Genomic DNA, 12,985 nt, shown 5'->3' on the forward strand with positions numbered 1-12,985 from the left:
GCGCCAGCGCCTTATCTGGCCTACAAGCAATGATGCATATTTTGTAGGCCTGATAAGCGTAGCGCCATCGGCATGATTACAACAGTGGTTTGAGGAAACGGGCCGTGTGTGAGGCTTCACACTCAGCGACCGTTTCTGGTGTGCCTGAAACCAGAATTTCCCCGCCGCCGCTGCCGCCTTCCGGACCGAGATCGACAATCCAGTCAGCGGTTTTTATCACGTCCAGATTGTGCTCAATCACTACGATGGTGTTGCCCTGATCCCGGAGTTGATGCAGCACGTCCAGCAGTTGCTGAATATCCGCAAAATGCAGACCGGTGGTCGGTTCATCGAGAATATACAGCGTTTGACCGGTACCGCGTTTGGACAGTTCACGCGCCAGCTTCACGCGCTGCGCTTCACCGCCCGAGAGCGTGGTGGCGGACTGACCCAGTCGAATGTACGTCAGACCCACGTCCATCAGCGTTTGCAGCTTACGCGCCAGCGCCGGAACGGCATCGAAGAACTCACGCGCTTCTTCAATCGTCATATCCAGCACTTCGTGGATAGTCTTGCCCTTGTATTTAATCTCCAGAGTTTCGCGGTTATAGCGCTTGCCTTTACACTGATCGCACGGCACGTAGATATCCGGCAGGAAGTGCATTTCGACTTTGATCACGCCGTCGCCCTGACAAGCTTCACAGCGTCCGCCGCGGACGTTAAAGCTGAAACGACCCGGAGTATAACCGCGCGCACGCGACTCCGGCACGCCGGCAAACAGTTCGCGCACTGGCGTAAACACGCCGGTGTAGGTTGCCGGGTTAGAGCGCGGCGTACGGCCAATCGGGCTTTGGTCAATGTCGATCACTTTGTCGAAATGTTCCAGGCCCTGAACATCACGATATGGCGCGGGTTCAGCCAGCGTGGCGCCGTTCAGCGCCGTCTGCGCAATCGGGAACAGCGTGTCGTTAATTAGCGTCGATTTACCCGAACCGGAAACACCGGTAATGCAGGTAAATAAACCAACCGGCAGCGTCAGGGTGACATCTTTCAGGTTGTTACCGCGCGCGCCGGTCAGCTTCAACACTTTTTCCGGGTCTGCCGCCACGCGCTGTTTCGGCACTTCAATCTTGCGCTTACCGCTCATGTACTGGCCGGTCAGCGACTCAGGCACGGCCATGATATCTTTTAGCGTACCTTCGGCAACCACCTGGCCGCCGTGAACGCCCGCGCCGGGGCCGATGTCGATAACGTGGTCAGCGGCGCGAATCGCGTCTTCATCGTGCTCAACCACAATGACGGTATTGCCCAGATTACGCAGGTGGATAAGCGTACCCAACAGACGCTCGTTATCGCGCTGATGCAGACCGATAGACGGTTCATCCAGCACGTACATTACGCCGACCAGACCTGCGCCGATCTGGCTTGCCAGACGAATACGCTGGGCTTCGCCGCCGGAGAGCGTTTCTGCTGAACGCGACAGCGTCAGATAGTTGAGGCCGACGTTGACCAGGAACTTCAGACGATCGCCAATCTCTTTGAGAATTTTCTCTGCAATCTTCGCTCGCTGACCCGCAAGCTTCAGGTTGTTGAAGAAATCCATGGCGTGACCGATGCTCATGTCGGAAATCGCGGGCAGCGGCGTATTTTCGACAAATACGTGGCGGGCTTCCCGGCGTAAACGCGTCCCCTCACAGCTGGCGCAAGGTCGGTTGCTAATGAACTTGGCTAATTCTTCACGTACCGCGCTGGATTCCGTCTCTTTATAACGGCGCTCCATATTGTGCAATACGCCTTCGAACGGATGGCGGCGTACGGACGTATCGCCGCGATCGTTCATGTATTTAAATTCGATATTCTCTTTACCGGAACCGTACAGCACCACTTTATGCACGGCAGGGTTCAGGCTGGCCCATGGGGCTTCGACGTCGAATTTATAGTGTTCTGCCAGTGACTTAAGCATCTGGAAGTAATAGAAGTTACGGCGATCCCAGCCGCGGATAGCACCACCGGCCAGCGACAGTTCCGGATTTTGGATCACCCGGTCAGGATCGAAATACTGCTGCACGCCGAGACCGTCACAGGTCGGGCATGCACCCGCTGGGTTATTGAACGAGAACAGGCGTGGTTCCAGCTCGCGCATGCTGTAGCCGCAGATCGGGCAGGCGAAGTTGGCGGAGAACAGCAACTCTTCCGCTTTCGGATCGTCCATATCGGCGACCACCGCCGTACCACCGGACAGTTCCAGCGCGGTTTCAAAGGATTCTGCCAGTCGCTGGGTGAGATCGTCGCGTACTTTAAAGCGGTCAATCACCACTTCAATAGTGTGTTTCTTTTGCAGTTCAAGCTTGGGCGGATCGGAAAGGTCGCACACTTCACCGTCGATACGGGCGCGGATATAGCCCTGGCCTGCCAGGTTTTCCAGCGTTTTAGTATGCTCGCCTTTACGTTCCTTAATCACCGGCGCCAGCAGCATCAGACGTTTGCCTTCCGGCTGCGACAGAACGTTGTCCACCATCTGGCTAACGGTCTGGGCCGCCAGGGGAACGTCGTGATCCGGGCAGCGCGGTTCGCCAACGCGGGCAAACAGCAGACGCAGATAGTCGTGAATTTCGGTAATCGTACCTACCGTGGATCGCGGGTTGTGGGATGTCGATTTTTGTTCAATTGAGATGGCGGGAGACAGCCCCTCAATGTGGTCGACATCCGGCTTTTCCATCAGCGACAGAAACTGACGCGCGTACGCGGAAAGGGATTCAACGTAACGACGCTGCCCTTCGGCATACAAGGTGTCGAAAGCGAGCGAAGATTTGCCTGAGCCCGAAAGCCCGGTGACGACAATCAGCTTGTCGCGCGGGATGACGAGGTTGATGTTTTTGAGATTATGGGTGCGGGCGCCCCGAACTTCGATCTTATCCATTCATCTTTCCCGGATTAAACGCTTTTTTGCCTGGCTGCATGGTGCTACCGGCGATCACAAACGGTTAATTATGACACAACCTAACCTGAATGGATATACAGTATTGGAATGCAAAACGCAGATGCCTGTGCAACAATGTCTGTCTGGGGTTGTTTACTGGAATCGATCTCGCAACGTAGTAAAAGCGCTATTGGAAATGCTACAATCCCGCGCTTACACTTATTCAGTAACGTTTTTCAGGAGACACGATCATGGCCAGCAGAGGCGTAAACAAGGTGATTCTCGTCGGTAATCTGGGCCAGGACCCGGAAGTACGCTATATGCCGAATGGTGGCGCAGTTGCCAACATTACGCTGGCTACTTCCGAATCTTGGCGTGATAAAGCGACCGGCGAAATGAAAGAGCAGACTGAATGGCACCGTGTGGTGCTGTTCGGCAAACTGGCGGAAGTTGCCAGCGAATATCTGCGTAAAGGTTCCCAGGTCTATATCGAAGGTCAGCTGCGTACCCGCAAATGGACCGATCAATCCGGCGTAGAAAAGTACACCACTGAAGTTGTGGTTAACGTTGGCGGCACCATGCAAATGCTGGGCGGTCGTCAGGGTGGTGGGGCTCCGGCAGGTGGCGGCCAGCAGCAGGGTGGTTGGGGTCAGCCTCAGCAGCCGCAAGGTGGCAATCAGTTCAGCGGCGGCGCGCAGTCTCGCCCGCAGCAGCAGTCGGCTCCGGCAGCGCCGTCTAATGAGCCGCCGATGGATTTCGACGACGATATTCCGTTCTAATCCTTCTGCTTTTCGCTGAAAATTATGGCTACCTCAGGACTGAGGTAGCCATATGCAATTCTGTTATCAGTTCAACACCATCGGCCAGTCTGGCGGTGTATGACTCATCACTTCAACCATTACGGTTTCAATGTTCTTCCAGATTGCGGACATATCCACCAGGGTTATGCCGAGTAATCCGGTCGCAAACCAGCAGGCAAATACCAGCCCTAAACCGCTGCTAATGACGGCCAGGCCAATATAATCTGATTTACGAAAACGGATATTGAGCGTACTGGCTAAAAACATCAGCACTGCACTGAGTAATTGCCACCGCAGAAGAACCACGCCAGTTGTTATCGTTGCCATGAAAAACGTCCTCAGAAAGTCTGGATGCCCAGGACAGCGCGGGGGTGTTCACCGAGGGTGTAGTACTCTGGCTATCGACGGGCAATAACATGAATGAAACATCGTTTCTGTTACATGATTTTTGTGAACTATATCACATATGCTCGTTTGTTCACCAGTGTTGGGCGTGTTTTTTGTAGGATGATAACCATGTTAAATATGTGGTTATATTTAAGGAAGCAATGATACTAAATAATCAATCTTAAAGATGTATTTTTGTTGCCTGTTTTATTTATCCTAAATTCATCGTTAAAAAAATCTAATGAATTTCTTAAATAAAGCCAGGATAGTGCTTATAAAAAATTACTCCTTGGGGATAATAACGTTATGAAATAAGCATAACTTTAAGTTTGCCTTACGGAAAAATAATATCATCATCAACTATTATCAGACTTTTACATAGAGAAGTCTGTTGCTAATACTGATAGATTCATGCAACTTAATCAGTCGGTGTTTATAGCATCTTGCCTTAATGGGTTCTGGCATATACGAAACAGGGAAACAGGGCTGACATGAATCACAGTGCGCGACGCAAGATACTGAAGTTCCTCGGAACATTCATGGTGGTATTGCTCCCCGTGGTGCTGGCGTTATGGTTTGCTCAAATCCGGGCAATGTCCGAAACCCGTAATCAACTTCGCTCTTTTGCGCAACTGGTGTTAAATAAAACTGAATTGGTGATCCAACAAGCCGATTTAGCGCGAGATATGGCCCTGTTGTATCAAGGTAAGATGTGTACCCCGGCACATCAGAAAAATATGCTAGATATTATTCGTGGTCGTTTATATATCAGCGAGCTAATTTATGCGCAGGGCGATCATTTTTTGTGCTCTACGTCGATGGCGCCGCCAGTCGCCTATATTATGCCGACTGCCGACTATAAACGTACGCCGGACATCTCCATCTATTACTATCGCGATACCCCCTTTTTCGCTGGCTACAGAATGACGTATATGCAACGTGGAAACTACGTTGTCGTCATCAACCCATTATCTTACAGCGAAGTTATGTCAGATGACCCGGACCTGTCCTGGGGCGTGTATGACACGGTAACGGGTACTTTTTTCTCTGCCAGCGAAGGGGCGCATATTGCGCAGTTATTGCCGTTGGTGCACGGTGAAGCCTCAACCTTCCAGTTGGACGATCGCTTCTACACCAAAGTGCATTCAGAAAAACGCCCGATTGCGATTATTGTGTCGACCTCGGATAAACGCATACATTCGATTTTCTATCATGAGGCTGCGTTAACGATTCCTTTCGGGATTATCTGCAGCATCCTGATGCTGTTAATGTGGTGGCGCACGCGTCAGGAATACTTATCTCCCCGCCGCTTGTTAAAACGCGCAATCAAAAAACGTCAACTGTGTCTGCACTACCAGCCGATCATTGATATCGAAAACGGTCAGTGCGTAGGGGCTGAGGCTCTGCTGCGCTGGCCGGGCTGTGATGGTGAAGTAATGAGCCCAACCGAGTTTATTCCGCTGGCTGAAAAAGAGGGAATGATTGAGCGGATCACGGATTACGTGATTGAAGAGGTGTTCAACGATTTAGGATATTTTCTTTCGGCGCATCCTCAGCTTTATATCTCGATAAACCTCTCTGCTTCTGACTTTCATTCATCCCGACTTATTGCCCTGATTACCGACAAAAACCGTGAGTACTCTGTGGCGGCCCAGCAAATTAAAGTCGAGGTGACGGAACGCGGGTTTATTGATGTAGATAAAATGACCGCGGTAATCCAGGCGTTTCGTCAGGCGGGTTATGAAGTGGCGTTTGATGATTTTGGGACGGGATATTCCAATCTACACAATTTATCCGCGTTGAATATCGATATCCTGAAGATCGATAAATCGTTTATTAGTACGTTGTCCACCAACAGCACCAGTCACCTGATTGCCGAACATATCATCGAAATGGCGCAAAGCTTACACCTGAAGATGATTGCGGAAGGGGTAGAGACGGTTGAGCAAATCGAGTGGCTGCGCGAACGTGGCGTACAGTATTGTCAGGGCTGGTATTTTGCGAAGGCGCTGCCGCCACAGGAGTTCATGCACTGGATACAACGGTCGCCCGCCATACTGACGCAGAGCGGGCAATAATCTTACAGGCGGTGGCGGTAATCGCTGGGGGTACGATCAAACTCGCGGCGAAACACGCGTGAGAAGGTTTGTTGTGATACGTAACCAAGATCCATCGCGATATCGAAAATAGGTCGCTCGGTCGTCCGCAGTTCAACAGCAGCCAGCAGGAGTCGACGCTGGCGGATATAGTCACCCAACGTCTGGCGCATCACCGTGCGGAACATTCTCTGTAAATACCACTTCGAGTAACCTGATTTTTTCGCCACCGCCTCAATGTTCAGCGGCTGATCGATATGGTCGTCAATCCATTCAATAAGGGTCTGAATAATCTGCTGATGGGACATAGGGCTGCCTCTTTTTCAGTATTCGATTCGTCGTTTTGTCTGTGGGCGAGTATAATTCCTCAAGTTAACTTGAGGTAAAGCGATTTATGGAAAAGAAATTACCCCGAATAAAAGCGCTGCTCACGCCAGGTGAAGTCGCAAAGCGTAGCGGTGTAGCGGTATCAACCCTGCATTTCTATGAAAGCAAAGGGTTAATCAGCAGTATGCGCAACAGCGGCAATCAGCGCCGATACAGACGTGATGTGTTACGTTATGTGGCGATTATCAAGATTGCTCAACGCATCGGGATCCCGTTGGCAACGATCGGTGACGCGCTCGGCGTATTACCTGAAGGACATTCGCTCAGTGCTAAAGAGTGGAAGCAGCTCTCTTCGCAATGGCGTGAAGAGCTGGATCGACGCATTCATACTTTAGTGGCGCTACGCGATGAACTGGATGGGTGTATTGGTTGCGGTTGTTTGTCGCGCAGCGATTGCCCGTTGCGTAACCCAGGCGATCAGCTTGGCGAGAAGGGGACCGGGGCGCGTCTGCTGGAAGATGATTGATGTGAAATATCTGATGGATGGACGGATATAAAACTAAAGCGCCACAGAGGGCGCTTTAGTTTGGTTCCGGTCTTTGTCTTTCACTCTATCCCGCTGGTTCACGGGAGGGTTTCCCCCGACATCAACACCCCTCAGTCGAGCACATTAGGTGAGGTTCCGGTCTGTGTTGATAATGTAATTGTAAGCCACCTCTCTCCATTTACCAGTGAAATGGAGATTTTTTAGCCAAAAAATTTTCCGCATCTTCACCGGTTTTCTTGCGCAAGTTTGCGTGAAAAAGGCACACCGATGTTGTAATAACTCCGCAAAATTTGTTGCCAGACTGCGCATTGACGATAACGTTTGCGCATCGACTGATTATTTATTGCGCGTTATAAGAAGAAATGAGTAAAAAGCGGCAAAGTTCAGTTGAAAACCAGCGTATGATCGCTGGATAATCGTTTGCTTTTTTTTACCACCCGTTTTTTATGCGCGGAGCTAAACGTTTGCTTTTTTGCGACACCCCTATTGACGCAAACCTGGCACATGGAGAAAACGTTTAGCAGGCAGTGGATTGTCCAGCACGCATAATGACGAAAAAATAAACTCTCAGGGGATGTTTTCTATGTCTACGCCTTCAGCGCGTACCGGCGGTTCACTCGACGCCTGGTTTAAAATTTCGCTCCGCGGCAGTACCGTTCGTCAGGAAGTCGTTGCCGGATTAACGACGTTCCTGGCCATGGTCTACTCCGTTATCGTGGTTCCGGGGATGCTGGGTAAAGCCGGATTCCCGCCTGCCGCTGTATTTGTGGCAACCTGTCTGGTTGCGGGCGTCGGTTCTATTGTGATGGGCCTGTGGGCAAACCTGCCGCTGGCGATTGGTTGCGCCATTTCTTTGACGGCGTTTACCGCATTCAGCCTGGTACTGGGACAACATATCAGCGTGCCTGTTGCGCTGGGTGCGGTGTTCCTGATGGGTGTCCTGTTTACCATCATTTCCGCGACCGGTATTCGTAGCTGGATCCTGCGCAATCTACCGCAGGGTGTTGCGCACGGTACGGGGATTGGTATCGGCCTGTTCCTGCTGCTGATTGCGGCAAACGGCGTGGGTCTGGTTATTAAAAACCCGCTGGACGGCCTGCCGGTTGCGCTGGGCGATTTCGATACCTTCCCGGTGATTATGTCGCTGGTAGGTCTGGCGGTGATTATTGGCCTCGAAAAACTGAAAGTACCGGGCGGCATCCTGCTGACTATTATCGGTATTTCCGTAGTGGGTCTGATTTTCGACCCGGCCGTACATTTCTCCGGTATTTTTGCCATGCCGTCTCTGAGCGACGAAAACGGTAACTCGCTGATCGGTAGCCTGGATATTATGGGCGCACTAAACCCGATCGTACTGCCGAGCGTGCTGGCGCTGGTCATGACCGCTGTCTTCGATGCGACCGGAACCATCCGTGCGGTAGCCGGACAGGCGAATCTGCTGGATAAAGACGGACAGATTATTGACGGCGGCAAAGCGCTGACCACCGACTCCCTGAGCAGCGTGTTCTCTGGCCTGGTGGGCGCTGCACCGGCGGCGGTTTATATTGAATCCGCAGCGGGTACGGCGGCAGGCGGCAAAACCGGCCTGACGGCGATCACCGTTGGCGTACTGTTCCTGCTGATCCTGTTCCTCTCTCCGCTCTCTTATCTTGTACCAGTATATGCAACGGCACCTGCGCTGATGTATGTGGGCCTGCTGATGTTGAGCAACGTAGCGAAAATCGACTTTGCTGACTTTGTCGACGCTATGGCGGGGCTGATAACGGCCGTATTTATCGTGCTGACCTGTAACATCGTGACCGGCATTATGATTGGCTTTGCTACCCTAGTGATTGGCCGTATCGTCTCTGGCGAATGGCGCAAACTGAACATCGGCACAGTGGTCATCGCCATCGCGCTGGTGGCCTTCTACGCTGGTGGTTGGGCTATCTAATCCTCATTTGATGAAGATTCTGAAAACGGGTGGCTTTGGCCGCCCGTTTTTATTTTCACAACACTCTCGTTGTCTTTTGCGTTACTCTCAAGTAGATAGAATTGAGGCACGACGCCTCTCATCACTGATCATAAGAAACATCGCAAACAGGGAACGCATGGAAATCTTTTTCACCATACTCATCATGACCCTTGTGGTCTCGCTGTCGGGGGTTTTTACTCGCGTATTGCCATTCCAACTCCCTTTACCCCTTATGCAGATCGCCATCGGCGCCTTGCTGGCGTGGCCGACGTTTGGTTTGCATGTGGAATTCGATCCTGAGCTTTTTCTGGTTCTGTTCATCCCGCCGCTGCTCTTCGCCGATGGCTGGAAGACGCCAACCCGTGAGTTTCTGGAGCACGGGCGAGAGATCTTCGGTCTTGCGCTGGCGCTGGTTCTGGTCACGGTGGTCGGGATTGGCTTTATGATTTACTGGCTGGTGCCGGGGATCCCTCTCATCCCAGCCTTTGCGCTGGCCGCTGTCCTGTCGCCAACCGATGCCGTTGCCCTTTCCGGCATAGTGGGGGAGGGACGCATACCGAAGAAAATCATGGGTATCCTACAGGGTGAAGCGTTGATGAACGACGCCTCCGGTCTGGTATCACTGAAATTTGCCGTCGCCGTGGCGATGGGCACGATGGTGTTTACGGTTGGTGGCGCAACGCTTGAATTCTTCAAGGTAGCGATTGGCGGTATCCTGGCCGGTTTTGTCGTCAGTTGGCTGTACGGGCGCTCCCTGCGTTTTCTCAGCCGCTGGGGTGGTGATGAACCGGCAACGCAAATCGTTCTGCTGTTCCTGCTGCCGTTTGCGTCTTACCTGATTGCGGAACACATCGGTGTTTCCGGCATCCTCGCGGCGGTCGCAGCCGGGATGACGATTACCCGTTCCGGGGTAATGCGCCGGGCGCCGCTGGCGATGCGTTTACGTGCTAACAGCACCTGGGCGATGCTGGAGTTTGTGTTTAACGGCATGGTTTTCTTGCTGTTAGGACTGCAGTTGCCGGGGATTCTGGAGTCTTCTTTGGCGGCGGCAGAAGCCGATCCGAATGTTGAAATCTGGATGCTGTTTACCGATATCGTGCTGATTTACGTGGCGCTGATGCTGGTACGTTTTGGCTGGCTGTGGACGATGAAGAAGTTTAGCCTGCGCTTCCTGAAGAAAAAGCCGATGGAGTTTGGTTCCTGGACGACGCGTGAAATCATGATCGCCTCCTTTGCGGGCGTGCGTGGGGCCATTACCCTCGCCGGTGTGCTCTCTATTCCGTTGCTGTTACCGGATGGTAGCGGCTTCCCGGCGCGATATGAGCTGATCTTCCTTGCCGCGGGCGTGATTCTGTTCTCGCTGTTTGTTGGCGTGGTGATGCTGCCGCTTCTGCTGCAACACCTGGAAGTGGCAGACCACTCGCAGCAGCAGAAAGAGGAACGAATTGCCCGCGCTGCCACGGCGGAAGTGGCGATTGTCGCCATCCAGAAAATGGAGGAGCGTCTGGCCGCAGACACCGAAGAGAACATCGACAATCAGTTGCTCACCGAGGTAAGTTCACGCGTCATCGGTAACCTGCGTCGACGCGTCGACGGACGCAACGACGCAGAAAGCTCGATGCAGGAAGAAAACCTCGAGCGGCGTTTCCGTCTGGCGGCCCTGCGCTCCGAGCGCGCGGAACTTTATCACCTGCGCGCCACGCGGGAAATCAGCAATGAGACGCTGCAAAAACTGCTGCACGATCTGGATTTGCTGGAAGCGCTGTTGATCGAGAACGAATAAACGGTTGTGCCTGATGGCGCTACGCTTATCAGGCCTACGGAATCCAATTGTAGGTCTGATAAGCGTTAAGCCGCATCCGGCATGTTACGACTCTTGCGTTAGCCAGAACCCTTCACAGCATTTGAGCCACGCCTGGGCGCTGTGCGACAGATACACACCTTCGCGCCAAATCATGCCCAACTGCCAGCGTAAATCACTCTCCAAAGGGATCCAGCGCAGCGTCTGCTTATCCAATCGCTGGCAAATCGGCTCCGGTAAAATGGCGATCCCGACTCCGGCTTGCACCATCGCCGCCAGAAAATCCCACTGCCCACTGCGTACCGCGATGCGGGGTTTGACGTTGTGCTGGTTAAACAGCTCAAGCAACTGACGGCTCAACGCGAAATCTTCGTTATAGATAAGCAGGGGATGCTCCGCTAACGCCTCGGGGGAAATGGATTCACACGTTGTCCACTGACCGGAGCGGGGGACCAGCACACAGAGCGGATGGCTAAAAAGCGGTAAGGTCGCCAGGCCGCTCTCTTCTTCAACCGGCAGCGCGGTCATCGCGACATCCAGATCGCCGTTCATCACCGCCTGCTGGACGGTTAAGCCTCCAAATTCAGACACCTTCAGCTCCACGCCGGGATAGCGCTGGCGAAACAGGCTGATAGGCCCGGCCATCAACATACCGACCATGGGCGGGATGCCGAGGCGCAGCACTCCCTTGTTGAGGTGATTAATGTCGCTGAGTTCTGCTTCGAGCTGGCGAAACTCGGCGAGGATCGCCAGGCCGCGTTCGAAAACAACCTGTCCGGTGTCGGTTAACAGCAGTCGCCGACCGTCGCGGATTAACAGCGTGCAGTTAAGCTCGTCTTCAAGGTTCTTCAACATCTTGCTGATAGTGGGCTGGGTGACAAAAAGCTTCTCCGCTGCGCGGGTAAAGCTCTGCTGACGAACCACCTCAACAAAATAGCGCAGCGTTCTGATATCCATGATTATTCCTTAAGACTATGCCTGCAATGAGTTTAATTCATTTCAGTCCTGGACGGGGGCTCTCTATACTGGCGCTCTCTACTTTTTAAGGACATACCCTCATGGCTGTGGCGATAAGCCGCGTGACGCCTGCCGTTATTCATCGACTCCAGATCCCCGTTCAGGTTCTGTTGTACGCAGGTCTATTTGTATTTGCTCAATATCTTGTCTCCTGGCTGCATCTGCCGCTTCCTGCCAACCTGGTTGGGATGGTGCTGATGTTGGCGCTGATTGTCTGCCGGGTTATCCCGCTGAACTGGATTCGCGCAGGCGCTCGCTGGTTACTGGCTGAAATGTTGCTGTTTTTTGTTCCGGCGGTGGTGGCTGTCGTCAACTATACGCAGCTGTTGTTGGTCGATGGTTGGCGCATATTTGCCGTCATTGCGCTAAGTACGTTGATGGTGCTTGGCGCAACGGCGTGGGTCGTGGATAAAGTGTATCGCTATGAAATGAGCAGGCTAAACCGTGAGTAATTTCCAGCTAAGCGTGCTGTGTCTGGTGATTACGCTGGGCATCTATTTTGCCAACAAGCGCCTGTATCGCCGTTTTCGTAAATTACCGCTGATGCCGTTAGTGTTCACTCCGGCGCTGCTGGTCCTGATGCTGGTCTTTGGGCATATCTCCTGGCAAAACTATATTGGTGAATCGCACTGGCTGCTGTGGCTGTTAGGCCCTGCGACCATCGCCTTTGCCGTTCCGGTCTATGACAACCTTGCCGTGATTAAGCGGCACTGGATGTCACTGACGGCGGGCGTAGTGACGGCAACGCTGGTGGCCGTTACCAGTTCCGTGTGGCTGGCGCGTCTGTTTATGTTGCCTGATGAAATCCAGCGTAGCCTGGCGGTGCGCTCCGTCACTACGCCATTTGCGCTGGCGGCAGCAGAGCCGTTGGGCGGGCAACCAGACCTGGTGGCATTGTTCGTGGTAGTGACAGGTGTATTCGGTATGGCAGTTGGCGATGTACTGTTTTTACGGCTTTCTATTCGGGAAGGGATGGCGAAAGGCGCAGGATTTGGCGCAGCATCGCATGGTGCGGGCACGGCGCGCTCTTATGAGCTCGGCCAGCAGGAGGGCGTAGTCGCCAGCCTGGTGATGATGCTTTCCGGCGTGGTGATGGTGCTGGTAGCGCCGCTGGTCGCGATGGTGATGTTCTGAAAAAATGCCCCGGTCGTTAAGAC

At 53.1% G+C, this 12,985-nt stretch carries 11 protein-coding genes; 7 read left to right on the forward strand and 4 right to left on the reverse strand.

All coding sequences use genetic code 11. From position 1 onward, the window contains the following. Positions 1-76 precede the first annotated feature (76 nt). Positions 77-2,899 (reverse strand): excinuclease ABC subunit UvrA, encoded by a 2,823-nt coding sequence (gene uvrA / locus WC7_RS00380; RefSeq protein WP_016155358.1) that lies wholly within the window; start codon positions 2,897-2,899, stop codon positions 77-79. 251 nt (positions 2,900-3,150) lie between these two features. On the opposite strand from uvrA, the gene ssb1 reads away from it, so the two are divergent. Further along, positions 3,151-3,678 (forward strand): single-stranded DNA-binding protein SSB1, encoded by a 528-nt coding sequence (gene ssb1 / locus WC7_RS00375; RefSeq protein WP_016155359.1) that lies wholly within the window; start codon positions 3,151-3,153, stop codon positions 3,676-3,678. A gap of 66 nt (positions 3,679-3,744) precedes the next feature. On the opposite strand, the gene WC7_RS00370 is transcribed toward ssb1, so the two are convergent. Next, entirely contained in the window at positions 3,745-4,026 is a 282-nt protein-coding gene (locus WC7_RS00370) for a YjcB family protein (RefSeq protein WP_016155360.1), read from the reverse strand. Between the two features lie 551 nt (positions 4,027-4,577). Here WC7_RS00370 and WC7_RS00365 point away from each other — a divergent pair. Beyond that, positions 4,578-6,164 (forward strand): EAL domain-containing protein, encoded by a 1,587-nt coding sequence (locus WC7_RS00365; protein ID WP_016155361.1) that lies wholly within the window; start codon positions 4,578-4,580, stop codon positions 6,162-6,164. A gap of 2 nt (positions 6,165-6,166) precedes the next feature. On the opposite strand, the gene soxS is transcribed toward WC7_RS00365, so the two are convergent. Further along, the gene (gene soxS / locus WC7_RS00360; protein WP_016155362.1) at positions 6,167-6,490 is read right to left on the reverse strand and encodes a superoxide response transcriptional regulator SoxS; all 324 of its coding nucleotides are present in this window, start codon (positions 6,488-6,490) and stop codon (positions 6,167-6,169) included. An 86-nt stretch (positions 6,491-6,576) separates the two neighbouring features. Between soxS and soxR the strand changes: the two genes are divergently transcribed. From soxR to WC7_RS00345, 3 genes are all read left to right on the forward strand, one after another. Continuing rightward, the gene (soxR, locus tag WC7_RS00355) at positions 6,577-7,035 is read left to right on the forward strand and encodes a redox-sensitive transcriptional activator SoxR (protein ID WP_016155363.1); all 459 of its coding nucleotides are present in this window, start codon (positions 6,577-6,579) and stop codon (positions 7,033-7,035) included. A gap of 604 nt (positions 7,036-7,639) precedes the next feature. Continuing rightward, positions 7,640-8,989 carry a guanine/hypoxanthine transporter GhxP gene (gene ghxP / locus WC7_RS00350; protein ID WP_016155364.1) on the forward strand — a complete coding sequence of 450 codons (1,350 nt, stop codon included), beginning with the start codon at positions 7,640-7,642 and terminating at the stop codon, positions 8,987-8,989. A gap of 157 nt (positions 8,990-9,146) precedes the next feature. Next, complete coding sequence (locus WC7_RS00345; RefSeq protein ID WP_016155365.1) at positions 9,147-10,793, forward strand: Na+/H+ antiporter; 1,647 nt, start codon at positions 9,147-9,149, stop codon at positions 10,791-10,793. Between the two features lie 84 nt (positions 10,794-10,877). Here the strand turns inward: WC7_RS00345 and WC7_RS00340 are convergent, their stop codons facing one another. Continuing rightward, positions 10,878-11,768, reverse strand: a complete 891-nt coding sequence (locus WC7_RS00340) for a LysR family transcriptional regulator (protein ID WP_016155366.1) — start codon at positions 11,766-11,768, stop codon at positions 10,878-10,880. Positions 11,769-11,869: 101 nt separating this feature from the next. On the opposite strand from WC7_RS00340, the gene WC7_RS00335 reads away from it, so the two are divergent. Together WC7_RS00335 and WC7_RS00330 are read left to right on the forward strand one after the other, a co-directional pair. Continuing rightward, a complete protein-coding gene (locus WC7_RS00335) occupies positions 11,870-12,280 on the forward strand; it encodes a CidA/LrgA family protein (protein ID WP_016155367.1) in 411 nt (136 codons plus the stop codon). Next, positions 12,273-12,962: an LrgB family protein gene (locus WC7_RS00330; protein ID WP_016155368.1), complete on the forward strand. Its 690-nt coding sequence runs from the start codon at positions 12,273-12,275 to the stop codon at positions 12,960-12,962. Before WC7_RS00335 ends, WC7_RS00330 begins: the two co-directional genes overlap by 8 nt. The last annotated feature ends 23 nt before the right edge of the window (positions 12,963-12,985 follow it).

Source organism: Citrobacter sp. KTE151, from assembly GCF_000398845.1.
Lineage (GTDB): Bacteria > Pseudomonadota > Gammaproteobacteria > Enterobacterales > Enterobacteriaceae > Citrobacter > Citrobacter braakii.